Origin of the sequence: Streptococcus chosunensis, assembly GCF_003626515.1 — a bacterium.
In the GTDB taxonomy this organism is placed as follows: domain Bacteria; phylum Bacillota; class Bacilli; order Lactobacillales; family Streptococcaceae; genus Streptococcus; species Streptococcus chosunensis.
Window position 1 is genome coordinate 1,002,208 of sequence record NZ_RBCK01000001.1, and the last position, 25,950, is coordinate 1,028,157.

A 25,950-nucleotide genomic window follows, 5' to 3' on the forward strand; every position below is an offset into this window, starting at 1 on the left:
GCCAGATTTCTAGCAGTGTTTTGAGTTTTATTTATCTTAGTAAACTGTTCTTTCAGTTTCTACATCGAAGAAGTGGGCTTTGTTCAAATCAAATCCAAGTTCAACTGTTGCACCTGTTTGCAAGTAGTCACGAGCATCAACTTTGGCAACAAATTCATCTTTACCAACTTGGCAGTAAAGGTGAGATTCTGAACCAAGCAATTCTGATACTGAGATAGTAGCTTTGACAACTGATTCTGGGAATGTTTCAAGGAAAGCAGGTTCTGCATTCACGTCTTCTGGACGGATACCGAAGATCAATTCTTTACCTTCGTAACCTTTTTCGCGAAGAACTTTCAATGCTCCTTCTGGAACTTTCAAACGGAAACCGTCTGAAACAATTTCGCTACCAACCAATTTCACATTGATGAAGTTCATAGCTGGGCTTCCGATGAATCCTGCAACGAACTTATTAACTGGGTTTTTATAAACTTCTTGAGGAGTACCGATTTGTTCTACACGTCCGATAGTACCTGTACCAGCAGGGTTCTTAGTTGCTGACATGATAACGATACGGTCTGCAAGTGTCATCGCTTCTGTTTGGTCGTGAGTTACGTAGATAGTTGTAGCTCCGATACGACGGTGGATTTTAGCGATTTCAGCACGCATAGATACACGAAGTTTTGCATCCAAGTTTGACAAAGGTTCGTCCATCAAGAATACTTTTGCATCACGGACAATCGCACGACCCATGGCAACACGTTGACGTTGACCACCTGAAAGGTCAGCAGGTTTACGTTCCAAGAATTCTTTCAATCCAAGGATTTCAGCTGCTTCTTGAACACGTTTGTCGATATCTTCCTTGCTGTATTTACGCAATTTCAAACCGAAAGCCATGTTGTCATAAACAGTCATGTGTGGGTAAAGAGCGTAGTTTTGGAATACCATGGCGATGTCACGGTCTTTTGGAGCGACGTCGTTGACAACCACGCCATCGATAGATGCAGTACCTTCTGTGATGTCTTCAAGACCAGCAATCATACGAAGAGTTGTTGATTTACCACATCCTGAAGGACCTACGAAAACGATAAATTCTTTGTCTTTAATGTCCAAGTTGAAGTCTTCAACTGAGTAGTGTTCGCTATTTGGATATTTTTTATAAATGTTTTTAAGATTCAATTCTACCATGAGGTGAACTCCTTTTGTCTTTTGATAGTTTTATTATAGATGAAAACGCTTTACTTTTCTATGGCAAGGTGACCAAAAAAATAAAAAAGTTCTGTGCAACTTGCACAAAACTTTATAAAATATCTGGTAAAATCAACTGATAACACAAGGTCAGGTCAGTCAATTCCTTCAACTGAAGCCCTGTCAATTCTTCCCATTTATCAATCTTGTATTGAAGAGAATTACGGTGCAGATAGAGTTGCTGGGCTGTTTTTGTTAGAACAGCACTATTTTCCCAAAGAGAGAGAATGATTTCCTGAATCTGATCCTGGTCCAAAATCATCTGGTGTAGACATTCCTTGATTACCTTCAAGTCCACTAGTCTTTCTCCCATACTCCAAAGATAGAGCTGAGAAAAACTATGAACACCTTGGTGACCCTGACGCCACCAAGTTTTGAACAAATCGCGCTCAGCTTTGATTAAGTCTGATAGGGCTTGATTTCCCGTCTGAGACCAAACCTGACCTAACATAATAGATAGACGCAATCCAAAGTCATACTCAACCGCTTCAATCGTATCACTTAAAATAGCTCGTACAGAAGTGTATTTATCTTGCTGAAGCACGAAAACATAATCCTGAGCTCCGACCTGAAGCACTGTCTGACAGTTAGGAAAAAGGGTTCGCATCATATCCAGCCAAGAAACCAGATTTTCCTGCTGAAAATAGGAAAGATGACAATAGGCCAACTGAATCTTTTTAAAAGTTTGTGGTGCCTGCCCTTTACCCTCAATAAGATAGGAATACCAAGGATTGAGCGAACGAGCCTGCTCCTGCTGGGTCAAAAGGGCAACCAACTGCTTTTCACGCTCGCTGAGCTCAGCCTCCTCCAGCAAAATCCACTGCTGAGAAGCTAAAGGGAGTGTGAGATAGCCTTCTTTCTCTACTGGTTGGTCTGAAATCTGAGCTTCAGGAAACCAGTCTTGTAATTCTTTTGCCATCATGTCCTAGCCCTCCACTTTTTGGATGCACCACGAAATCAAGCTCTCAAGCCGTTCCAGATTTTCAGTCATATGGAGATAGCCCATGACTGCTTCAAAACCTGTGGACATACGGTAAGTCACCACATCAGCATTTTTAGCCTTAGTGTGACTATTGGTATTACGACCACGTTTATAGATTTCTTCTTCTTTTTCCGTCAGGACTTGCTCCTCTAACATAAGGGAAATCAGGCGAGCCTGAGCCTTGGCTGAGACATACTTGGTCGCTTCTTGGTGGAGTTTATTGGGCTTGCTCATGCCTTTGAGGATGAGGTGACGACGAATATACATGGAATACACCGCGTCCCCCTCAAAAGCTAACGCAATCCCGTTAATGAGATTGACATCAATCACGTGTCCACCTCACTCCATCTTTGGTGTCAAGGAGCTTAATCCCTTGAGTAGCCAATTGGTCACGAATCTGGTCCGCTGTCGCAAAGTCACGATTGGCACGCGCCTCTTGGCGTTTTTGAATCAAAGCTTCAATCTCTGCATCCAAAACTTCCTCAACAAAGACAATTCCAAAGACCTCTAACATAGCCGCCAGAGCTTCCTTAACACTTGCATCATAATTACCTGAGTTGATCCATTTGGCCATTTCAAAAACAACTGTGATACCGTTGGCAGAGTTGAAATCCTCATCCATAGCGGCTACAAACTTATCTTTAAATGCTTGTAACTCTTGAGCATCTACAGTCCCAGAAAATGGTTGTTCGTAAGTGTTCTTTAGATACTTGAGATTAGTCTCTGCATCACGCACTGCCTTTTCCGTAAAGTTGATAGGCTTACGGTAATGTTGTGTCGCAAAGAAGAAACGAAGCACTTGGCCATCAAGAGTTTTAAGGGCATCGTGTACGGTGATAAAGTTGCCCAAAGACTTAGACATCTTGACATTGTCGATATTGACAAAGCCATTGTGCATCCAGTAGTTAGCAAAGGTCTTGCCTGTTTTGGCTTCTGACTGGGCAATTTCATTGGTATGGTGAGGAAACTCTAGGTCAGCTCCACCACCGTGAATATCAATGGTGTCGCCCAAAATCTCTGTCGACATGACCGAACACTCGATGTGCCAGCCCGGACGACCAGGTCCCCAAGGACTGTCCCAAGAAATCTCACCTGATTTGGCACATTTCCAGAGGGCAAAGTCTACAGGATTTTCCTTACGAGCCGTTTCTTCATCGGTACGACCTGAAGCCCCCAGCTCCAAATCTTCTAAGGTTTTATTAGCCAACTTGGCATAGTTGTGAGATTTTTCCACACGGAAATAGACATCTCCGTGACTCTCGTAGGCAAAGCCTTTTTCAATCAAGTCTTCCACAAAGCGGATGATGTCAGCCATAAACTCCACCACACGCGGATGGCGGGTCGCAGGTTTGACGCCCAAGGCTGTCACATCCTCACGAAAGGCAGCGATGTACTTGTCCGCAACCTCCTGAGGCGTGATGCCCTCTTCCTTGGCACGGTTGATAATCTTATCATCCACATCCGTAAAATTGGAAATATAGGCAACCTCATACCCACGGTACTCAAAATAACGACGAATCGTATCAAAAGCTACCGTCGAACGGGCATTCCCCACGTGGATATAGTTATACACCGTTGGCCCACAAACATACATCTTGACTTTGCCGTCCTCAATCGGGACAAATTCTCGCAAATCACGAGACATGGTGTCGTAAATTTTAATCATACGGTCCACTCCCTTCTCTATTTCTGACTTTTTCGGCTGAAAACCAGCTCTGCAAAAGGGCCAATTTGTCTGCAGCTATCCAGTTGGTAAAAGCGCTGCCCTTCCTCTTGGGTAAAGAGGGGAACCCCCTTCCCCAGGATAAGGGGCGCTATCTGAATAATGAGGTGGTCGAAAAGATCCGCATCCAAGAGCGGTCCTACCAGGGAATTACCACCAATCACAAAGACATTTTTGCCTTTGTCAATCTGGTGAACAAAGTCCACCACATCCCCAGCTACTGGCTGGTAATTGCTGACAGGCAGGTGCCTATCATGCGTAAAGACATAATTTTCCGTAGCTTGATAAAAACTTTCTACATCTTGCAAATCTTGGATTTCCTCAAAAGTCCGCTTGCCCATGATGGTGATATCCATTTGCCTGTAAAAGTCATCATAGCCTGTATCCTCTACAGAACCAAGCTGATGCAGCCAGTCTATCCTGTGCTGGCTGTCTGCCAAGTAGCCATCCATGGTGATACAGCCGTAAAAATATACTGCCATTCTTGTAGTTTCCTTTCTAGTTCTGCTTCGCCTTCATTTAGCGGGATTGACCCAGATGATTCGACCTAAGCTAATCAAAGTATTCAGCAAAATCCTTACTGGACAAGAAAAAGAAACCAGACAACAGCAATTCCAATCTGCAGCAGAACGGTTCATTCTTAAACATTCAAGCGCCTCTCCTGTCTACTTCCTGCTCAAGGTGTCATAGATTTTAATCATAAATCATAATCAGGAAAGCTGAAATCCAAGAACAGTTAGTTTCATCACTAAAAGTTCAAGTAAATTTCAGTCCGAATATCTCTACACTTCGGAATCCCTTGCTCCTTTCTCATTCAGATAAACCACCTGAGTCTGTTTGACAAAACCAATTTTTTCATACAAACGTTTGGCACCTACATTGCTATCTTCCACTGCAATCTGAAATTCCTTGTCATTTTGCTCAATTAGTTGGTTGACAAGGGATTTTGCTAAGTAGCTTCCATAGCCTTTCCCACGTTCAGGTTCAGATATTGCTAACCCGTAGAAGTAATTCGTATTAGTCGATAAATCAACCGTGCAAGTTCCAATAACCTGATCGTCTTTTAATAAAATATATAAGCGACTTTCTGGATCCTTCAGAGCTTCAGCGACATATCTATCCACAATCTCTCTAGTCTCATGTTCCTCTGAGAATGACTGAAATTTTAACTGACTAATTTGATCCTGATACAAACGATCTGCTAACAAAACTTCAAGATTGGAAACATTTGCTAACGGATAAGGTTTTCTATCCTTACCTAACCAAGTTTCTGTCTCTTCATCCTCGACCAATCCCCAGTTGCTGACAAAATCAGGATGATTCTCTAGAAAAATACGTTCTGTCTGAAAAGTTACTGAACGGATAGGGAAAGAAGCCGTTTCTTTCTCAAAAATCGTAAACAATGCACGCGCAATTCCCTGACGGCGATGATTTGGATGGACCAGTATCGTCACTTCTACATCTTGGTCATCTGCATAGACAGTTAATAAACCAACAAGTTCGCCTTTTTCATAATAAAGGAAAAAGGCGGGCATGTTTGGGTCAAAATTAAGCATGTTAGAGAGATAGGGATCACGATAGGTATCATCATAGTTTTGGCAACAGTTAATTAGTTTTTTCGCCTCAGATAACTCCTCTTGGCTTAACTTGTTTCTTGCTTGAATCATATAGCCATCCTCTACAAACCAGACGATCTGTGACTGGCATCTTTAGCCTGCTCGAGTTTATTGACATAGTACTCTCGTTTTTCTTCAACTTCATGAATCATTGGCTCATCCTTCTGTCCATGAACTCGGACGATCTTAGCAGGAATTCCAACCACTGTCACATCACTTGGAACATCTGCAACAACTACTGCTGCTGCACCGACTTTGGCATTTTCACCGATTTCAACGGGTCCAATGACTTGGGCATGAGCAGATATGAGCGCTCCTTTGCGAACGGTAGGATGGCGTTTGCCACAGTCTTTCCCTGTTCCCCCAAGAGTCACCCCATGATAGAGGAGAACTCCCGTCTCAACGATAGCTGTCTCTCCAATCACCAAGCCAGAACCATGGTCGATAAAGACACCTGAATCAATCTGGGCACCTGGATGAATCTCAATCTGAGTCCAAAAGCGCCAAAACTGACTGTGCATACGAGCCAAGAGTTTGAAGCCATGCTTCCAGAGAAAATGCGAAAGACGGTGGGCCGCCAAGGCCTTGACACCTGGATAAGTCAGCAAAACCTCCAAAGTGGTGCGGGCCGCTGGATCATTTTCTTTTACGATATCAATGGTTTCGCGCCACCATCCCATACATTTCTCCTTTTCTTATTCTGAATCTTTTGGTGTTTCTGTAAATTCTTTCTTAGGTTTGTGGTCCTTGTGATGACGTGGTCGATGAGGACGCTCAGACTTCTCACCTTTTTCGTCACGTTCAGGTTTTGGAGGACGAGGAAGAAGGGCCTTCATAGAAGCATCTACACGTCCTTTTTCATCAATCTTGATAACTTTAACATCGACTTCATCACCGATTGCTACCAAGTCTTCGACATTATTGGTACGAGTCCAAGCCATCTCAGAGATATGAACAAGAGCATCTGTCTTGTCAAAGAGGTTAACAAAGGCACCAAATTTCTCGATACGAACGACTTTAGCACGGTAAACTTCATCCACTTTGGCTTCACGGACCAAACCAGCAATGATTTCTTTGGCACGGTTAATAGCATCTTGGTCGCTAGAGTAGATAGACACATTTCCTTCTTCGTCGATATCAATCTTAACGCCTGTTTCGGCGATAATCTTGTCGATGGTTTCTCCACCCTTACCGATGACAATCTTGATTTTGTCCACATCGATCTTGATGGTATCAATTTTCGGAGCAGTTGGAGCCAATTCTGGACGAACTTCTGGAATGGTTGCTTCAATCACATCAAGGATTTCAAAACGCGCTTTCTTGGCTTGGGCAAGAGCCTCAGTCAAGATTTCTGCAGTGATCCCTTGAATCTTAATATCCATTTGAAGGGCTGTAATCCCGTCACGAGTACCTGCAACCTTAAAGTCCATATCTCCAAAGTGGTCTTCCAAACCTTGGATATCTGTCAAGACTGTGTAATTATTTCCATCTGAGATAAGTCCCATTGCAATACCAGCTACTGGCGCCTTGATTGGCACTCCACCAGCCATAAGGGCAAGAGTTCCCGCACAGATAGAAGCTTGAGATGAAGAACCATTTGATTCCAAGACTTCTGCTACCAAACGGATAGCATATGGGAATTCTTCCAAACTTGGCAAGACTTGAGCAAGAGCACGCTCACCAAGAGCACCGTGACCGATTTCACGACGACCAGGTGCACCGTAGCGTCCAGTTTCCCCTACAGAGTATTGAGGGAAGTTATAATGGTGCATAAAGCGTTTCTTATACTCTGGATCCAAACCATCAATAATTTGAGTTTCACCCATCGGAGCCAAGGTCAAGACTGAAAGGGCCTGAGTTTGTCCACGAGTGAAGAGACCAGAACCGTGTACACGAGGAAGGAAGTCAACAACCGCATCCAAAGGACGGATTTCATCAACCTTACGACCATCAGGACGTACCTTATCTTCTGTGATCAAACGGCGCACTTCAGCGTGTTCCATTTGTTCCAAGATTTCAGCCACATCACGCATGATACGGTCAAATTCTTCATGGTCCGCATATTTTTCTTCGTAAACAGCAGTTACTTGGTCTTTGACTGCTTGAGTTGCAGCTTCACGAGCCAATTTTTCTTCTACTTGGACCGCTTTTTGGAGGTCACTGTTGTAGGCTGCTATGATTTCAGCTTGCAATTCCGCATCTACATGAAGCAATTCCACTTCTGCTTTTTCTTTACCGACTGCCGCAACGATTTCTTCTTGGAAGGCAATCAATTCTTTGACTGCTTCGTGCCCTTTGAGTAAGGCTTCCAACATGATTTCTTCTGACAATTCTTTTGCACCAGACTCAACCATGTTGATAGCGTGTTTGGTACCAGCTACTGTCAATTCAAGGAGAGATTGCTCTGCTTGTTCTTGACTTGGATTGATGATGATTTGACCATCTACATAGCCCACCTGTACACCAGCGATAGGCCCGTCAAACGGAATATCTGAGATAGAAAGCGCCAAAGATGAACCAAACATAGCTGCCATTGGTGCAGAGGCATTTTCATCATAAGAAAGCACCGTGTTGATGACTTGCACTTCATTACGGAAACCTTCCGCAAACATTGGACGGATCGGGCGGTCAATCAAACGCGCTGTCAAAGTTGCATCTGTTGAAGGACGTCCTTCACGTTTCATAAAGCCACCAGGAAACTTCCCAGCCGCATACATTTTTTCTTCGTAGTTGACTTGGAGCGGGAAAAAATCCCCAGTTGCCATTTTCTTAGACATAACGGCTGCAGTCAAGACCGTTGACTCACCGTAACGAACGACAACAGAGCCATTTGCTTGCTTAGCAACCTGACCAGTCTCTACAATTAACTCACGACCCGCAAAAGTCGTTTGAAACACTTGTTTTGTCATTTTAATCCCCTTTGGATTGATGAAATTATACGCCTTGCCTACAAAGATCAAGATACCAAGGACGTCAAAAGCAAAGTAAAAATAGGAAACTGACGAAGTCTTCGATGAAGACAAGACAGTTTATCTTTTTTACACAGCTTTTCGGCCGGGTTCAATTACACAAGATACAAATCATTAGAAAGGTTTGATACTAAAGTATCTAAACCTTTCACGCTAATCGCTATCGGGCGATTAGCTAAATGCTTTACTAACTCCCTCGTCAAATAATATCGATTTGACTCGCTCGTGTCGCTAAATCTTGCAGTTTGAATGCATTGTATTATTTAATACCCTCATCTTTGTATCAAGTACGTACAGAGTCTATTTTATCATATTTTTCTTAAAAAGTGCGGTCTTTACCATTAAAAAGGAACCATCCCCCTCACCTGAGAAGAATGGTTTACTTTTTATTATCCTAGAGACTGATGATTAAACAAGGCATGGGTTGCTTGGTGGATGTATTTTGCTGTTTCTGCATTGTTCATGGTGTAGAGATGCACTCCAGCAACATCTTGAGTTACCAAGTCCACGATTTGGTCCACTGCATAGGCAAGTCCTGCTGCTCTGAGCGACTCAGGGTCATGCTCATACTTGTCTAAGATAGCTTTAAATTTACGTGGAAGATGGATATTCTCACAAGTCTCCAAGAGGCGAAGAGCTTGATTTCGATTCAGAATTGGCATAATCCCTGCATGAATAGGAACATCAATCCCAGCCAAGATGCACTTGTCTTGGAAATCATAGAAGCGCTCATTGTCAAAGAAAAGCTGAGTTACAAGGCTCGAACAGCCTGCATCTACTTTCTTCTTAAGATTTTGGATATCTGAAATCTGATTTGGTGAATCCGGATGCCCTTCTGGATAGCATGCTCCGATAATATCAAAGTGAGGAGCTTGTTCCTTGATGAACTCAATCAAGTCAGTTGCATAACGAAAATCCTTTTGAGGTTCCACATCAGGAATAATATCCCCACGAAGAGCCAAGATTTTCTGCACCCCAACCTTGTCCAAGTCAGCAATAGTTTCAGCCACCTTGTCCTTAGTCAAATAGATGGCTGGCAAGTGAGCAATAGTCGGAATCGCCAAGTCATTTTGGATAAAGTCAGCCAAACGAACCGTCGTTTCCTTGATATTAAACTTATTATTGCTGGCAGTTACACTGATAAAGTGAGGAGCCAACTCCTGCATGTCCTGCAAGGATGAAATAATTTTATCATTACCCACTGCTGGGTTTGGAGGGAACACTTCAAATGAGAGTGACGGTGTTTGGCGTGACATAGTCCTTATCCTTTTCTTTTTGATTTCATTTTGAACAACCGTTGTAGGGAGAAATCTAATCTTACAATTTCTCACGCGCAGCTTTAGCTGCTTCAACTAGGCGGATCAAGCTTTCTTTTGTTTCTGGAATACCACGTGTTTTCAAACCACAGTCAGGGTTGATCCAAACTTTCTTGCTTGGCACTTTAGCAAGGATAGCTTCGATTGTGTTGTCGATTTCGCCTTCATTTGGCACACGAGGTGAGTGGATATCGTAAACCCCAGGTCCCACTTCAGTTTGGAAGTTTTTCGCTTTGAGTTCGTCCAAGATTTCAAGGTTTGAACGACTAGCCTCAAATGAGATAACGTCTGCATCCATGTTGTCGATAGCTGGGATGATATCTGTAAATTCTGAGTAACACATGTGAGTGTGGATTTGTGTATCTGGCGCTACTGTTGAGTGTACCAAGCGGAAGGCAGGAATTGCCCAGTCAAGGTAGTCTTCATACCAGTCGCTACGACGGAGTGGCAATTTCTCACGAAGAGCAGCCTCGTCGATTTGGATGATTTTCACACCAGCAGCTTCAAGATCAAGCACTTCATCCTTGATAGCAAGGGCGATTTGAAGAGTAGAATCCTTGATAGAGATGTCTTCACGTGGGAATGACCAGTTAAGAATTGTAACAGGTCCAGTCAACATACCTTTAACAGGTTTGTTTGTACGGCTTTGTGCATAGCTAGACCATTTAACAGTGATAGGGTTAAGACGAGTGACATCACCCCAGATGATTGGTGGTTTAACCCCACGCATACCGTATGATTGAACCCAACCATTTTTAGAGAAGAGGTAGCCTGACAAGTTTTGACCGAAGTACTCAACCATGTCATTACGCTCAAATTCACCGTGAACAAGGACATCAAAGTCGATATCTTCTTGCCATTTGATCCATTCATCGATCGTTTCAGCAAGGAAAGCATCGTACTCTTCTTGAGACAATTCACCTTTACGGTAAGCCAAACGCTTCGCACGAACTTCCTTAGTTTGAGGGAATGAACCGATAGTTGTTGTTGGAAGAGCTGGAAGTTTGAAAGCTTCTTCTTGGATAGCTTCACGTTCTGCAAAGGCTGGCAAACGAGTGTAGTCAGCGTCTGTCAAGCCAGCGATACGCGCACGAAGTTCAGCATTTTCACCAACACGTTCAGTCGCAAAGAGTTCTTTATTAGCAGCAAGTGCTTCTTCACCTTGACCATTGCGGATAGCATCCAAGTCACGAATCTCATCCAATTTTTCAACTGCAAAGGCAAAGTGGTTCAAGATAGCTGGTTCAAATTCCTCATTAGCTGTTGTAAATGGCACATGAAGAAGTGAGCATGAGCTTGTCAAGACAATGTTTTCAGCTGGAATTTGTTCAAGAACAGCTAAGCTCTTTTCGTAGTTGTTGCGCCAGATGTTTTTACCATTGACAATACCTGCATAAAGAGTCTTGTCAGCTGGGAAACCACCTTTAACGAGTTCAAGAGTTTTCTTACCTTCAACGAAGTCAAGACCGATAGCATCTACTGGCAAGGTCACAAGGTCAGCGTAAACGTCACGAACGTCTCCGAAGTAAGTTTGAAGCAAGACTTCAAGACCTTTTTTGTCAGCCAAGAGTTTGTTGTAAAGGTTCAAGAAGAGGGCTTTTTCTTCAGCTGTCAAATCTTTTACAAGAGCAGCTTCGTCGAGTTGGATACGAGTCGCACCAAGTTCTGCCAATTTAGCAAAAACTTCTTGGTAAGCAGCAACTAAGCTGTCTACGAAGTCTTCTGCTTTCACGCCTTCTTCAAAGTCTGACAATTGAAGGAAAGTGAATGGACCTACAAGAACAGGACGAGTGTTGAGACCAAGTTCTTTTGCTTCTTGGAACTCATCGAAGATCTTGTGACCTGCAAGTTTAACTTGAGTGTCTTTTTCAAATTTAGGAACGATGTAGTGGTAGTTGGTGTTGAACCATTTCTTCATTGGGAGCGCGCGAACGTCCCCTTTTTCTCCTTGGTAACCACGACCCAAAGCGAAGTAGCGCTCAAGGTCAGACAAGTCCAAGTTTTGAACTGAAGCAGGTACCACGTTGAAAAGGAAAGCAGCATCTAGGAAGTTGTCATAGTGAGAAAAATCATTTGATGGAATTTCAGTGATGCCTTTTTCTTTGACAATGTTCCAGTGTTTAGCACGCAAGTCTTTTGCGGCTGCAAGGAGTTCTTCTTCTGAGATTTCTTTTCTAAAATATTTTTCAGTTGTAAATTTTAATTCGCGGAATTCGCCCAAACGAGGGAAACCGATGATTGTAGTTGACATGATGTGTCCTCCAAAATTTGTTGTTGAAACTATCTTAACAGAAAAGAAATCATCTGTATAATTGTAAAAAATTAGGCTTTGATATAGTTTGAAACTATATCTCTGTTTTAAACAAAAGAAAAAGACTTGAGACAAATGCCTCAAATCCTTTGTGTAGCTTGTTTTATAGCTTTATTTCAGTTAGACGGTTCAAACGCGTTATTAGTAACTCTTATAAGTGACTATGGCTTGTTATTAGAAAAGACTATATGTTGATTCCCTTCTCTCGGAGATTTTCCAGGCACTCCTCATAGTAGGTAGCATCATGCTCACTATAGATAGGACTTTTCATCTTTTCCTCTACTAAGTCTTGATAAGGAGGGCAGGTCTTACCTCGGTAGTTCTTGTCCAGCCACTCTTGACTTACCTTATAGCCATGGTTAGCCATCTCCTCCATGATCAAGCGATGATAGGCATAGAGACAATAGGGCGAGTGAGTAAAGACATAGTCCACCGTCGCATGCTTTCTACCCCAGCCATTGCCACGTAGAGCGCAACACTCTCGATGCTGCCCCAAGAGTTGAGGACGGGGAAGTTGTGAAATCAAAGCCTCATGCCAAAGTCTCATGGGCGTCTCCTTTCAGTAAAGTCGAATGTTGCAAGTATGTATTTGGGTAACGTTCAAGTAAATCTCTCGTCTTAACAATTAAGTCTTCTTTGGTGGCATGGCCAGAGTGATAACGCTCCAGTAAAAACATATAGTCCTTGAGCTCGGCATCTGTCGCTTTCTTTTTAAAATAGCCCCAAATATGCTGAAAGGCATTGCAAACCTGACCCCTATGTTCTGGAATATGGCAAGCACGGTCAATCATCTCTTGAACCTGACTCACCTCCACCTGTTCATTCTTCAAGTATTGGCGAATCTCATTGTAAATATTGCTAGAATGACTCAAAACGAGCTATTTGTTTCTAGCCCAGAGTTGTTGGCACTGGGATTTTTGGTTAGTTTGTTCCATGTTTCTCCTTGCTTTCTATAAGTTTCCAGGAAATATGGAAACAAAGCTGTATTTTAATTTCTTTCAAAAAATGTATTATTTCTATTTTATCATATTTCAAGAAAAACCACTCGAACTAGGGAGGACGAGTGGGATATAAACTATTTTTAAAATATGATTTTATAATTGCATTCTATAAATTCATTTATTTTTTGACTTTATTAAGGTAGTAGCTCTTTGTTCATACGGTCCTTATCATCACTCTTTACGAATACAATATTTCGTTTACCTGTTAACTCTATCAGTTTTTCCTTCCCAAGGATGATTGCGAGATTCTTAATAATTGAACGTTTAGCTGGTTCATCAAAGTAAGTAAAAATAAATCGATATATATACATTATATTCTGTTCTGATTCAGCCTCTACCAATTCAAAACATTTTTGAAATATTTCTTTATCTAAGGGATCAACCGAGTGGCCATAAATAATGATATTTGTTAATTGCAACTTAGACACTCCCTCATTTGAATACTTGTCCTTTGGTTTAAAAAATTTTTCAAAATCATTTCCCGTTTCTTTTACTACTCTTTGATAATATTTCTGGTAGGGAATTAAATCACTGTTAACATCATTTTCTTTATCCTCAATTCCAAAAACCATAGTATTGATGCGACTGAAAGTTCTATCTATATCAATTCGGCCATGTACGAAATGAGTTTTCTTCTCAGAAGTTCCGTAGAGATGACCTGATGTGTTGGTATAATTAAAATTTAGAACAGAGGAATTTGATAAATCCGATATTGCATCTAGAGCTGTTGACCTTGCTTCAATCCCCCTAACTTCAAAATCTAAGTAATCTTGATACGACAGATAAATTTCTAATAACTCAATTAATAAATCAAGTTGATCAAGAAATAACTCATCAAGTTTCTCTATTAGTAGCTCTTTTTGTTTATTATCAAACTCTATCTGACCAAAATTCTCCGCAATCACTTTAACAACATAATATTTTGCAATATAATTACTTCTATCTAATAAAACATTATCAAATTCAAGAGTATCAAAATAGTCAATACTTTCAAATAATACATCACTGTTGTTTTTAAAATATATAATAGCATCTAAAAGTCTTGAAATAATGAGTTCAATATTCGACCAATTTATCCCTAGAGTTTCTTCGTTTTCATTAATAAATCTCAAATACAAATTATTCTTGTATTTCTCAATCCTTATATTTTTAACTTCTAGAAACTCTAACAGTCCCTCAGAAGGGCTAGAAAATAATTGTTTTTCAAACTCAATAAAATCTGTATACTTTGTTTTTCGCCCCATTGCAATATCAAAACCATTACCTAGAATTAAAATTGTATCTACCATGAATTTTTCTCCTCTACATTATAGATAATTACCAAAATTATACCACGAATCCACCAAAAAAACGCCTTTAGATATGTACTGACCCCAAAAAGTTAGACAATTAATTTATCCAAAGGATTTAGTTCTGTATTGTACAGGACTGAGTCCTTTTAGTTTTACCTTAATTCGTTTATTGTTGTAGTAATCAATATAGTCAACAATGGCTTGTTCCAATTGATTAAGTGATTTAAAGGTTTTCTCATAACCATAAAACATCTCCGATTTCAGAATGCCAAAGAAAGATTCCATCATACCGTTGTCTGGACTGTTACCTTTACGTGACATGGATGCTTGAATTCCCTTACTCTCTAGGAACTGATGATAAAAATCGTGTTGATATTGCCAGCCTTGGTCACTATGGAGAATTGTATTTTCGTAGTGCTTCTCTGTGAATGCCTGTTCCAACATTGTTTTTACTTGTTCTAAGTTGGGTGAAGTTGAAAGATTATAGGCGATAATTTCACTATTAAAGCCATCTAAAACTGGTGATAAGTAAAGCTTTTGAGCACTTGCTGGAATGGAAAATTCTGTCACGTCTGTGTAGCACTTTTCTATTGGTTTGGCTGCTTCAAATTGGCGTTGAATGAGGTTATCTGCTTTCTTGCCAACGTCTCCTTTATGAGAAGAATATTTTCGTTTCTGTCGCATTTTAGCTTGTAAATTGAGTACTTTCATCAAGCGTTGAACTCTTTTCTGATTTACCAGATAACCACGATTTCTTAGTTCTAAATGAACCCGACGATAACCATAATTTCCCTTGTGTTCGATAAAAATGGATTGAATTTCAGCTTTAAGTTCTTGGTCCTTATCTGGTTTATCTAGCTGTTTCAAGTGATAGTAGTAGGTTGAACGAGCTAGTTTAATGGCTTTTAGAAGAATATCTAACGAAAACTCAGTCATTAATTCTTGAACAATTTCTGTCTTTCTTCTTTCTCTTTTTCCTCCTTCAATCGGAGTTCTCTTAACTTTTTTAGGACGGCATTCTCCGCTCTCAGATACTCATTTTCTGCTTGAAGACGTTCTAATTCTGTCCTCTCTTCAGGTCTCGTTTTTGGCTTACGTCCCATTTTAGGTGCTCTCCCTCTTGTTTTCTCAACAATAGTATACCCGTTTTTCTTGTATTGTGCTAGCCAATTAAGAAGTATCGTACGACTCGGGAGGCCGTATTCAAGAGAAACTCTATCTTTAGTCCAGCATTCATGTAAGACTTTATGAATCATTTCTTGTTTTAAATCAGGAGAATAGTAACGATTTTTTCCTTTTTTGACGAACTCTATTCCGTAACGATCAATCAATTTAATCATGTACCTAATATTAGAATTGTTTATCCCAAATTTATTTGAAAGCTTCTCTATGCTATATCCTTGTTTTCTAAGTTCATAGATTTGAACTTTATCATCATAAGTTAATTTCATAATAAAAACACCCCAAAAGTTAGATTTTTTCTGTCTAACTTTTGGGGTGCAGTTCAATAATAATATATCTAAAGACGTTTATTTTTATCCTGTTACTGTTATTGTTTCATCTACTTCAACTTTCATATCTTTCTTACCTGAACCAGTTAATCTTCGTTTGCTGTCTCGGATGCCATTGAGTTCCTTGAGGAGTTGAGTCAGGTGTTCCTTTTCAGGATAGGCTTCTGCACTAGCTGCGGTATAGCGCATAAAGAGGTCGTAGCTGGTTGAAAGTTCGGTACGGAGCTGTCTGGTCTTGCCAACTTCCTTGGCAGACTTAGAAGCACGCGCGTTACTCTCCACTTGATCATATTCCTATTGAGCATTAGCCACCGCCGTCAGCATAGGTGTCAGTCCTAGACTAGTAACTGCCTCATGATAGGGTGTGTCAGTAATTACTTTGAGGATACTCTGAATTTCTGATTCTACTGTATCCCATTAAACTATTTTTACCTTCAACATAAACCTGATAGCTTTACGATGAGCTACATCTAAAATCCCATATAAGCTATATCCAGACTCCACAAAAGCAATCAAATCCCCTTTCTCCTCCAAAATATGGTATAGTAGAGTTATACTATCTATGAGGAGTCTACATGTCACAGGATAAACAAATGAAAGCTGTTTCTCCCCTTCTACAGCAAGTTATCAACATCTCATCGATTGTCGGCGGGGTTGGGAGTTTGATTTTCTGTATTTGGGCTTATCAGGCTGGGATTTTACAGTCTAAGGAAACCCTCTCTGCCTTTATCCAGCAGGCAGGCATCTGGGGGCCACCTCTCTTTATCTTTTTACAGATTTTACAGACTGTCGTCCCTATCATTCCTGGGGCCTTGACCTCGGTAGCTGGGGTCTTTATCTACGGCCACATCATCGGGACAATCTACAACTATATCGGCATTGTCATTGGCTGTGCCATTATCTTTTATCTGGTGCGCCTCTATGGGGCTGCCTTTGTTCAGTCTGTCGTCAGCAAGCGCACCTATGACAAGTACATCGGCTGGTTGGATAAGGGCAATCGTTTTGACCGTTTCTTTATCTTTATGATGATTTGGCCCATTAGTCCAGCTGACTTTCTCTGTATGCTGGCTGCCCTGACCAAGATGAGTTTCAAGCGCTATATGACCATCATCATTCTGACCAAACCATTTACTCTCGTGGTTTATACCTACGGTCTGACCTATATTATCGACTTCTTCTGGCAAATGCTTTGACATGTAAAAAATCCGTTTGGTTTCCCAAGCGGATTTTGTGCTTTATTTTGAAACTTCTTTTGCAAGGACAAAGTTCCCAAGTGTGGCAGAACCATTTCCTGCGACTGCTGGTGTCACGATGTATTCACGCACATCTGGTACTGGTAGGTAGCCGTTGAGAAGAGATGTAAATTTCTCACGGACGCGATCCAGCATGTGTTGTTGAGCCATGACCCCTCCACCAAAGACAATCACGTCTGGGCGGAAAGTCACTGTCGCATTAACCGCAGCTTGAGCGATATAGTAGGCTTGGACATCCCAAACAGGGTTGTTGAGTTCAATGTTTTCCCCACGTACACCTGTACGAGCTTCCAAACTTGGACCAGCTGCATAGCCTTCCAAACATCCCTTATGGAAAGGACAAACACCCTTAAACTCTTTTTCAATATCCATTGGGTGTCTAGCAACATAATAATGACCCATCTCAGGGTGACCCACACCACCGATAAACTCACCACGTTGGATGACACCTGCACCGATACCTGTACCGATTGTGTAGTAAACCAAGTTTTCGATACGACCACCAGCATTATTACGGGCAACCACTTCACCATAAGCAGAGCTATTTACGTCTGTTGTGAAGTACATAGGCACGTTTAAGGCGCGACGAAGGGCACCAAGCAAGTCCACATTTGCCCAGTTTGGTTTTGGAGTCGTCGTGATAAAGCCATAAGTTTTTGAGTTTTTATCAATATCAATCGGACCAAATGAACCAACTGCAAGACCAGCAAGGTTATCGAATTTCGAGAAGAACTCGATGGTTTTATCGATTGTTTCGATTGGAGTTGTTGTTGGAAATTGTGTTTTTTCTACAACGTTAAAGTTTTCATCACCGACAGCACAGACAAACTTTGTACCGCCCGCTTCCAAGCTTCCATATAATTTTGTCATGATAAACCTCTTGTTTTTATTTTCTTTATTATAGCATATTTCGAAAGTCTAAATTTCTCTATTTTTTAGATTTTCCTCTGTAAATCTTACCATTCAAGCAAAAACGAACAAACATGTCATTTGTTCGTTTTCACATTAGAGAGGATTGATTAGATTTTCACTTCGATCACAGCATCCCCCTTCGCAACTGATCCAGAAGCAACTGGATTTACAGAAGCAAAGTCTGCAGTGTTTGTTACGATAACCATAGTTGTGTTATCTAGACCTGCAGCAGCAATCTTAGCTGAATCAAATGTTCCAAGAACATCTCCGGCTTTAACCTTGTCACCTTGAGCAACTTTATGGTTGAAGCCTTCACCGTTCATTGAAACAGTGTCGATACCAACGTGGATCAAGATTTCAGCACCGTTAGCTGTTCTCAAACCATACGCATGGCCAGTTGGGAAGACGATTGTCACTTCAGCATCAGCTGGTGCATAAACAACGTCTTGGCTAGGTTTCACAGCGATACCTTGTCCCATAGCTCCGCTTGAGAAGACTGGGTCATTTACATTTGAAAGAGCAACAACATCACCAACGATTGGAGTTTGGATTGTTTCGTTTTGAAGGGCTGCTGGAATTTCCTCATTTCCCTCTGTAGCTTCTTCAGAAGATGTTTCTTCTACCACTTCTGTTTCTTCTTTGTAGCCAAAAGCATAAGTCAATCCGAAACCAAGAGCAGTTGTTACTAGAACCATAAAGATATACTTGAGAAGTTGACCATTTATGTAGAGAAGTGTTCCAGGAATGATAGTAATGCCAAAACTAGTACCTGCCAAACCTAGGATGTTCGCTAACCAACCACCAGCAGCACCAGCGATAAGTCCCATGATAAACGGTTTACCATAGCGAAGATTAATACCAAAAATAGCTGGTTCAGTGATACCAAGCCCAGCAGAAAGTGCAGCTGGGAAGGCAAGAGCTTTAATTTTTGGATTCTTTGTTTTCACACCAACAGCAAGGGTTGCTCCAAGTTGAGCAGTCATAGCCGCTGTAATAATAGCATTAAGAGGATCTGAACCTGTAGAAGTTACTAAGTTAGATTCTAATAAGTTGAAGATATGGTGGACACCTGTAACGACGATGACCTGATGAACACCACCAAGGATTAATCCACCTAGACCCATTGGGAGACTGAGCAACCAAACAGTAGCGATTTTAACGTAGCTTTCAACTTCATGGAATACAGGTCCAATGACAAACAAGGCCAAAATAGACATCACCAAGAAAGTCAAGAATGGTACAAGGAGTAAGTCTAATACATCTGGGATACGCTTACGTAACCACTTTTCGAGCTTCGCACCGGTCAATCCGACGAAGAAAGCTGGTAAAACTGAGTTTTGATAACCTACAACCTTGATAAAACCAAAGAACATAATTGGCTGAGCATCACCAGAAGCAACAGCCCAAGCATTTGGTAAGGCTGAGTTAACCATCATCAACCCTAGAACCAGACCAATTAAAGGATTCCCACCGAATACACGGAAGGCTGACCAACAGATCAAAGCTGGGAAGAAGGCGAAGGCTGTATCCGTCAATACAACTGAATAAGTATAGAAGTTTGTTGCTTTAAAAGCTTCCGCAGTTGTTCCAAACAAAGCCAAAACTTGATCTTGAACAATAGCTCCACGAATTCCCATAAACAAACCAGTAGCAACGATTGCTGGCAAAAGTGGTACAAAGACGTCACCAAAAGTACGGATGGCACGTTGGAACCAGTTTCCTTGTTTAGCAGCTTCTGCTTTCAGGTCTTCTTTAGAAGATGTTGGCAAACCAAGTGCAACCACTTCGTCGTACATCTTGTTTACTGTACCAGTACCAAAGATGATTTGGTATTGACCTGAGTTAAAGAAAGCCCCTTGAACTTTATCCAAGTTCTCAATCACTTCCTTCTTGATTTTCCCTTCATCTTTGACCATGACGCGTAGACGGGTCGCACAGTGAGCTACACTGTTAACATTCTCACGTCCGCCAAGGGCTTCGATGACTTTTTTTGCAATTTCTGTATTGGTCATTTGCAAAAATCTCCTTATAAAAAATTTGTTCTTATTTGAAAGCGATTTATTCGCCCTACGAGTATTATTTTATCATGTTTTAGAAATATGTCAAGCGTTTTGCAGAAAAAATATTCTATCCACTTAGTAAGCATGCTTTAGATTGATTGATTTTGACTGTTTTATCAGGTATTCCTTGAAAAAATAAGTTTAAAATCTTATTTAAAAGGGTTTTGTTTCATTCTCTTTCATATTTTCTTGAAAAGTTGATTGATTTCCTGCATTTATTTTGTGACAAACGTTTGACAGTTTTTTCTTTTTTTTAACATAAAAGGCTTGCTTTTTTTTCCGAAAACGGTTACTATTAAAAGTGATAAGATTTTTGGAGGAATGAATGAATGAAATGGACAACTGAGCGTCGTTACAGACTTTATCAAGATTGGACGCAAGAAGAAATTCAACATATAAAAGAAAATATGGCACAATCTCCATGGCATACTCATTACCATGTTGAGCCAAAAACAGGACTCCTAAACGACCCAAATGGCTTTTCTTACTTTGATGGAAAGTGGATTGTTTTTTATCAGAACTTTCCTTTTGGTGCAGCCCATGGTTTGAAATCTTGGGTTCAATTGGAAAGTGAGGACTTGGTTCATTTCACAGAAACTGGAGTCAAAGTTTTGCCTGACACTCCATTAGATAGCCACGGTGCCTACTCTGGTTCTGCCATGCAGTTTGGCGATAACTTATTCCTATTTTATACAGGAAATGTCCGCGATGAAAATTGGATCCGTCACCCATACCAGATTGGGGCTTTGATGGATAAAGAAGGCAGGATTACCAAGATTGACGAAATCTTGATTGACCAGCCAGCTGACTCTACTGACCACTTCCGTGATCCGCAAATTTTTAACTTTAAAGGTCAATACTATGCCATCGTTGGTGGTCAGGATTTGGAGAAAAAAGGCTTCGTCCGTCTCTACAAGGCTGCCGATAATGACTACACAAACTGGCAAGCAGTTGGTAACCTTGATTTTGCTAACGACCGCACTGCCTACATGATGGAATGCCCAAATCTGGTCTTTGTAGGGGATCAACCTGTCCTTCTCTACTGCCCACAAGGATTGGATAAAAAAGTTCTAGACTACGACAATATCTATCCAAATATGTATAAGATTGGGGCTTCCTTTGACCCTGAAAATGCCAAAATGGTGGATGTATCTGAACTTCAAAACATGGATTATGGTTTCGAAGCCTATGCAACTCAAGCCTTCAACGCTCCTGATGGACGTGCTCTAGCTGTTAGCTGGCTTGGTTTACCTGATGTTTCATATCCATCTGACCGTTTTGACCACCAAGGAACCTTCTCTTTGGTCAAGGAACTCACTATCAAAGACGGCAAGCTCCACCAATACCCAGTCGCAGCTATCAAGGACCTTCGTGCCTCTGAAGAAGCCTTCTCAAACCGTACCCAAACCAAGAACACGTACGAACTCGAACTCAACTTGGCAGCTAATAGCCAGAGCGAAATTGTCCTACTTGCTGATAAAGAAGGTAAGGGACTTTCAATCAACTTTGACCTTGTAAATGGTCAAGTGACAGTGGATCGTAGCCAGGCTGGAGAACAGTATGCTCAAGAATTTGGAACAACTCGTTCTTGCTCTATCGATAATCAAGCTACTACTGCTACGATTTTCATCGATAACTCTGTCTTTGAAATTTTCATCAATAAAGGAGAAAAAGTATTTTCCGGTCGTGTCTTCCCACATGCGGACCAAAATGGTATCCTGATCAAATCTGGAAATCCAACTGGAACTTACTATGAATTAGATTATGGTCGCAAAACTAACTGATGTCGCTAAACTTGCAGGCGTCAGCCCTACTACCGTTTCTCGGGTTATCAATAAAAAAGGTTATCTCTCTGAGAAAACCATCCAAAAAGTCAATGAAGCCATGCGGGAATTGGGCTATAAACCCAACAACCTGGCTCGTAGTTTGCAAGGAAAATCAGCTAAGTTAATCGGTTTGATTTTCCCCAATATTTCCAATGTTTTCTATGCAGAATTGATTGATAAGCTGGAACACCAGCTCTTCAAAAATGGTTACAAGACCATCATCTGCAACAGTGAGCACGATTCTGAGAAGGAACGTGAATACATCGAAATGTTGGAAGCCAATCAGGTGGACGGCATCATTTCTGGTAGTCATAACTTGGGAATTGAAGACTACAATCGCGTGACAGCACCGATTATTTCCTTTGACCGAAATCTGTCACCAGATATTCCTGTCGTTTCCTCTGACAACTATGCCGGTGGAGTTCTGGCGGCCCAGACCTTGGTTAAGACAGGTGCCCAATCTATCATCATGATTACAGGGAATGACAATTCCAATTCGCCAACTGGACTACGCCACGCCGGCTTTGCCTCTGTACTCCCCAAAGCTCCTATTATCAATGTTTCCAGTGACTTTTCTCCCGTCAGAAAAGAAATGGAAATCAAGAATATCTTGACTCGACAAAAGCCAGATGCCATCTTTGCTTCAGATGACTTGACAGCCATTCTGGTTATTAAAATCGCTCAAGAACTGGGCATTTCTGTCCCTGAGGAGCTCAAGGTCATCGGTTACGATGGTACCTACTTTATCGAAAATTACTATCCTCAATTGGCTACTATCAAGCAACCTCTGGAAGAAATTGCCTGCCTCACTGTTGACCTCCTCTTGCAGAAGATTGAAGGCAAGGAAGTCGCAACAACTGGTTACTTCTTACCAGTTACTCTTTTACCAGGAAAAAGTATATAAGCACAAGAAAACTCAGACTGGTTCGTCTGAGTTTTTTTATGATCTTAAGTTTTCTAGATAGCGCTGGGCTGTCTCTAGGTTAAAGGTTTTATCTGCGATGAGGCGCTCGACTAGGGGAGCTACCTCGGATTCACTAGCACCTGCTAGGAGAGCCAAGGATTTGGCCTGCAATTTCATGTGTCCTTGCTGGATTCCTGTACTTACCAAAGCTTTCAGGGCCGCAAAATTTTGGGCTAGCCCGATAGAAACGATAAGCTGGGCTAATTCTTTGGCAGAAGGATTTCCCAGTAGCTCATGACTGAGGGCTACACGAGGGTTAAGACCGATAGAGCCACCCTTGGTCGCTACAGGCATAGGTAAGGTCATCTCACCGACCAATTCTTCTCTTTCCATGTCCAGCGTCCAGCTACTAAGACCTTGGTAGCGTCCATCTCGACTGGCAAAAGCATGGGCCCCTGCTTCAATGGCACGCCAGTCATTACCAGTGGCGATTAAAATGGCATCTATACCATTAAAAATCCCTTTATTATGAGTAGCAGCTCGATAAGGATCAGCCTGCGCAAACTGGCTAGCCAAAGCAATTTTCTCCGCATTTTCTCGTCCTTGATCCTTTTGGCGACTCAAATAGCGAAAGGCGATGCGACAGCTAGCTGTCACTAGAGAATCAGTCGCATAATTAGACAGGATTCCCATGAGACTTTGTCCTTGACTAAGTTCTTCTAAGACAGGTTTCAAGGCTTCCAGCATGGTGTTGAGCATATTGGCTCCCATGGCTTCCTGGGTATCGACATGGAGATAAACAACGAGAAAGTCAGTTTCACCTTTAATCTGCTCGACATGCAAATCACGTGCCCCACCTCCTCGTTTAACGATAGAAGGATAGGCTTGATTAGCAAGCTCCAAGAGCTCAGCCTTCTTGCTGGCAATCTTCTCTTGCGCTTGTTCAGGATCAGCAACTTGATAAAGGGCCACCTGCCCAATCATCTGACGCTCATGGACTTGTGCGGTAAAACCTCCTGCACGCTTGATGATTTTACTTGCATAGCTGACCGCAGCAACCACAGAGGGTTCTTCTGTCACATAAGGAACGGTGTATTCCTGACCGTTGACAAGAACCTCTGGAACCAGCGAATAAGGCAGAGAAAAAGTTCCCACTACATTCTCACTCAGCTGGTCTGCAACAGCCACACTCATCTGTTCATCCTGCTCCAAACTAGTTTGCTTCTCAGGACTAAGGAGCGCCTGAGCTTTTAACAGCTCGAGGCGCTCTTGGTATGATTTTTTAGAAAATCCATTCCAACTTATCTTCATTATTTTTCAACCTTGCTATAACGGCGTTGGTGGTCCACAATTTCAACCAAGGCAAAATCTTGATTTTCATAGCCAGCAAACTGCGCAGAGTTTGTTTCATCCAAATCTACTTCCTCAAAGAAGACCTTTTCATAGTCTGCAACGGATAAGGCAGTTCGTTGGTTGAGCTTGTTCAAGCGAGCTTTATCTAGATAAGCTTCATAACCTTCAACCAATTCACCACTGAAGAACTCAGCTACAGCCCCACTTCCGTAACTATAAAGGGCAATTTTATCCCCAGCCTTCAAGCTATCTGTATTTTCCAATAGAGACAAGAGTCCGAGGAAGAGAGATCCTGTGTAGATATTCCCCACCTTTTGACTGTAGAGAATAGACTGGTCAAAATGATTTTGCAAGAGGTCTTTTTTCTCTTGAGATAGGCTCTTATCCATGATTTTTTTCAAGCCTTTTAGCGCTAATTTAGGGTAAGGCAAGTGGAAGCAAACAGCCGCAAAATCATCCAAAGTAAGCTGGTAGCGTTTTTGGTATTCAAGCCAAGTCGTTTTCAAACTATCCAAGTATTGTTGGGTAGAATAAACACCATTTACATACGGAGTTGTTGAGTAATTTGGACGCCAGAAATCCATGATGTCACGAGTCTGAGCTACATTGTCATTATTAAAGGCCATAATACGTGGATTTTGTGTAATCAACATAGCCACACTTCCAGCACCCTGAGTGGGTTCTCCTGGAGTTTCAATACCATACTTGGCAATATCACTGGCAATGACCAAGACTTTTGACTCTGGAGAATTTTCCACATGCAATTTGGCATAATGGAGGGCAGCTGTCGCTCCATAGCAGGCTTCTTTAATCTCGAAACTACGAGCAAAGGGCTGAATGCCAAGTAAACCATGCACAAAGACGGCCGCAGCCTTACTCTGGTCAATTCCTGACTCGGTAGCCACAATGACCATATCAATTTCTTGTCTTTCTTGCTCAGTTAAAATAGAGTCACTTGCACTCGCCGCCAAGGTCACAATATCCTCAGTTAGGGGTGCAATACTCAATTCCTTGAGCAAGAGTCCTTTGCTTAATTTTTCAGGGTCAATTCCCCTCGCTTCTGCTAAGTCTTGTAATTTCAAGACATATTGACTGGTCGCAAAACCAATCTTATCAATACCGATTGTCATATTTACCTCTGTTTTATCATTCATTGTAAAAAATCGTTCTATACTATTTTATCACAAATAGCAGTAAAAGATAGAAAAAAGACTTGATTCACCAAATCAAGTCTCTTATTATTCTAACCATTATGCTGTTTTCGTAAGTGAGAATAGAGTCTGAGAATCACTGTTCCACTAGCCATTCCAATGGAAATAACCAAAGCCAGCATAACAACCAAGGTTGCACTAGCAATGGCATGACTGTAATCCCCTGTCACAAAAAAGGCAGTTGTCCGATAGGAAAGATAACCCGGAACCAAAGGTGCCAAGATGGCTAAGATAAAGACCACAGCAGGAGTCTTATAAAGAATACTCAAAATCTGGCTGACACAAGAACCAATAATAGCCGCAATGAAGGTGGCTACGATGACATTGGTCGGTTCTTTAAGTAAGAGATAAATTAGCCAGACAGCCATGCCCAAAATTCCTCCTGGTAAGAGCATAGAACGTTGCACATTGAGTACGATTAAAAAAGTGATAATAGCAAGAAGACTTGCTACTGCTTGTAATAAAAAGGTTGTTAGTGTCATA

Annotated in this window: 22 protein-coding genes and 1 pseudogene; 3 read left to right on the forward strand and 20 right to left on the reverse strand. The window is 41.5% G+C overall.

Annotation, left to right across the window (positions count from 1 at the left end; genetic code table 11):
- Window positions 1-36 precede the first annotated feature (36 nt).
- The 15 genes and pseudogenes from D7D54_RS04820 to D7D54_RS04890 all read right to left on the reverse strand — a co-directional run.
- On the reverse strand, window positions 37-1,167 hold the full coding sequence (locus D7D54_RS04820; RefSeq protein WP_000229953.1) for an ABC transporter ATP-binding protein: 1,131 nt from the start codon (window positions 1,165-1,167) through the stop codon (window positions 37-39).
- Window positions 1,168-1,279: 112 nt separating this feature from the next.
- Window positions 1,280-2,149 carry a helix-turn-helix domain-containing protein gene (locus tag D7D54_RS04825; RefSeq protein ID WP_020902422.1) on the reverse strand — a complete coding sequence of 290 codons (870 nt, stop codon included), beginning with the start codon at window positions 2,147-2,149 and terminating at the stop codon, window positions 1,280-1,282.
- Window positions 2,150-2,152: 3 nt separating this feature from the next.
- The gene (locus D7D54_RS04830) at window positions 2,153-2,539 is read right to left on the reverse strand and encodes a Mini-ribonuclease 3 (protein WP_020902421.1); all 387 of its coding nucleotides are present in this window, start codon (window positions 2,537-2,539) and stop codon (window positions 2,153-2,155) included.
- A complete protein-coding gene (gene cysS, locus D7D54_RS04835) occupies window positions 2,532-3,875 on the reverse strand; it encodes a cysteine--tRNA ligase (RefSeq protein WP_020902420.1) in 1,344 nt (447 codons plus the stop codon). The genes D7D54_RS04830 and cysS overlap by 8 nt, the downstream gene beginning before the upstream one ends.
- 17 nt (window positions 3,876-3,892) lie before the next feature.
- Complete coding sequence (locus D7D54_RS04840) at window positions 3,893-4,414, reverse strand: dihydrofolate reductase family protein (protein ID WP_020902419.1); 522 nt, start codon at window positions 4,412-4,414, stop codon at window positions 3,893-3,895.
- 300 nt (window positions 4,415-4,714) lie between these two features.
- Window positions 4,715-5,599 (reverse strand): GNAT family N-acetyltransferase, encoded by an 885-nt coding sequence (locus D7D54_RS04845; RefSeq protein WP_120718944.1) that lies wholly within the window; start codon window positions 5,597-5,599, stop codon window positions 4,715-4,717.
- Between the two features lie 11 nt (window positions 5,600-5,610).
- Window positions 5,611-6,228: a serine O-acetyltransferase gene (gene cysE / locus D7D54_RS04850; RefSeq protein WP_120718945.1), complete on the reverse strand. Its 618-nt coding sequence runs from the start codon at window positions 6,226-6,228 to the stop codon at window positions 5,611-5,613.
- Between the two features lie 15 nt (window positions 6,229-6,243).
- Window positions 6,244-8,457, reverse strand: a complete 2,214-nt coding sequence (gene pnp / locus D7D54_RS04855; RefSeq protein WP_120718946.1) for a polyribonucleotide nucleotidyltransferase — start codon at window positions 8,455-8,457, stop codon at window positions 6,244-6,246.
- Window positions 8,458-8,906: 449 nt separating this feature from the next.
- The gene (gene metF / locus D7D54_RS04860) at window positions 8,907-9,773 is read right to left on the reverse strand and encodes a methylenetetrahydrofolate reductase [NAD(P)H] (RefSeq protein WP_120718947.1); all 867 of its coding nucleotides are present in this window, start codon (window positions 9,771-9,773) and stop codon (window positions 8,907-8,909) included.
- Window positions 9,774-9,834: 61 nt separating this feature from the next.
- Window positions 9,835-12,084, reverse strand: a complete 2,250-nt coding sequence (gene metE / locus D7D54_RS04865; protein ID WP_120718948.1) for a 5-methyltetrahydropteroyltriglutamate--homocysteine S-methyltransferase — start codon at window positions 12,082-12,084, stop codon at window positions 9,835-9,837.
- A 244-nt stretch (window positions 12,085-12,328) separates the two neighbouring features.
- Complete coding sequence (locus tag D7D54_RS04870; RefSeq protein WP_020902413.1) at window positions 12,329-12,691, reverse strand: TIGR02328 family protein; 363 nt, start codon at window positions 12,689-12,691, stop codon at window positions 12,329-12,331.
- On the reverse strand, window positions 12,675-13,016 hold the full coding sequence (locus D7D54_RS04875; protein ID WP_240471765.1) for a YbgA family protein: 342 nt from the start codon (window positions 13,014-13,016) through the stop codon (window positions 12,675-12,677). Before D7D54_RS04875 ends, D7D54_RS04870 begins: the two co-directional genes overlap by 17 nt.
- A gap of 263 nt (window positions 13,017-13,279) precedes the next feature.
- Window positions 13,280-14,434 carry an AbiH family protein gene (locus D7D54_RS04880; RefSeq protein WP_020902411.1) on the reverse strand — a complete coding sequence of 385 codons (1,155 nt, stop codon included), beginning with the start codon at window positions 14,432-14,434 and terminating at the stop codon, window positions 13,280-13,282.
- 105 nt (window positions 14,435-14,539) lie between these two features.
- Window positions 14,540-15,888, reverse strand: a protein-coding gene (locus tag D7D54_RS04885) for an IS3 family transposase (protein ID WP_120719025.1) whose coding sequence is annotated in 2 segments (ribosomal slippage) — window positions 14,540-15,447 and window positions 15,447-15,888 — 1,350 coding nt in all. Because the reading frame shifts where the segments join, the coding sequence is not laid out codon by codon here.
- An 84-nt stretch (window positions 15,889-15,972) separates the two neighbouring features.
- Window positions 15,973-16,362, reverse strand: a pseudogene (locus D7D54_RS04890) (DUF6261 family protein); the annotation flags it as partial.
- A gap of 161 nt (window positions 16,363-16,523) precedes the next feature.
- On the opposite strand from D7D54_RS04890, the gene D7D54_RS04895 reads away from it, so the two are divergent.
- Entirely contained in the window at window positions 16,524-17,141 is a 618-nt protein-coding gene (locus D7D54_RS04895; protein WP_000076168.1) for a TVP38/TMEM64 family protein, read from the forward strand.
- A gap of 42 nt (window positions 17,142-17,183) precedes the next feature.
- Here D7D54_RS04895 and scrK read toward each other — a convergent pair whose 3' ends face one another.
- On the reverse strand, window positions 17,184-18,071 hold the full coding sequence (scrK, locus tag D7D54_RS04900; protein WP_000164311.1) for a fructokinase ScrK: 888 nt from the start codon (window positions 18,069-18,071) through the stop codon (window positions 17,184-17,186).
- A 149-nt stretch (window positions 18,072-18,220) separates the two neighbouring features.
- Window positions 18,221-20,125 (reverse strand): sucrose-specific PTS transporter subunit IIBC, encoded by a 1,905-nt coding sequence (locus tag D7D54_RS04905; RefSeq protein WP_020901618.1) that lies wholly within the window; start codon window positions 20,123-20,125, stop codon window positions 18,221-18,223.
- 377 nt (window positions 20,126-20,502) lie between these two features.
- On the opposite strand from D7D54_RS04905, the gene D7D54_RS04915 reads away from it, so the two are divergent.
- Window positions 20,503-21,957 (forward strand): sucrose-6-phosphate hydrolase, encoded by a 1,455-nt coding sequence (locus tag D7D54_RS04915; protein ID WP_020901617.1) that lies wholly within the window; start codon window positions 20,503-20,505, stop codon window positions 21,955-21,957.
- A complete protein-coding gene (locus D7D54_RS04920) occupies window positions 21,938-22,903 on the forward strand; it encodes a LacI family DNA-binding transcriptional regulator (RefSeq protein ID WP_000226009.1) in 966 nt (321 codons plus the stop codon). Before D7D54_RS04915 ends, D7D54_RS04920 begins: the two co-directional genes overlap by 20 nt.
- A gap of 36 nt (window positions 22,904-22,939) precedes the next feature.
- Here D7D54_RS04920 and D7D54_RS04925 read toward each other — a convergent pair whose 3' ends face one another.
- The 3 genes from D7D54_RS04925 to D7D54_RS04935 form a co-directional block, all read right to left on the reverse strand.
- Window positions 22,940-24,214, reverse strand: coding sequence for a hydroxymethylglutaryl-CoA reductase, degradative (locus D7D54_RS04925; protein ID WP_120718949.1), 1,275 nt, complete (start codon window positions 24,212-24,214; stop codon window positions 22,940-22,942).
- The gene (locus D7D54_RS04930; RefSeq protein ID WP_162496592.1) at window positions 24,214-25,386 is read right to left on the reverse strand and encodes a hydroxymethylglutaryl-CoA synthase; all 1,173 of its coding nucleotides are present in this window, start codon (window positions 25,384-25,386) and stop codon (window positions 24,214-24,216) included. The genes D7D54_RS04925 and D7D54_RS04930 overlap by 1 nt, the downstream gene beginning before the upstream one ends.
- 113 nt (window positions 25,387-25,499) lie before the next feature.
- Window positions 25,500-25,949: a threonine/serine exporter family protein gene (locus D7D54_RS04935; protein WP_020901615.1), complete on the reverse strand. Its 450-nt coding sequence runs from the start codon at window positions 25,947-25,949 to the stop codon at window positions 25,500-25,502.
- Window position 25,950 lies beyond the last annotated feature (1 nt).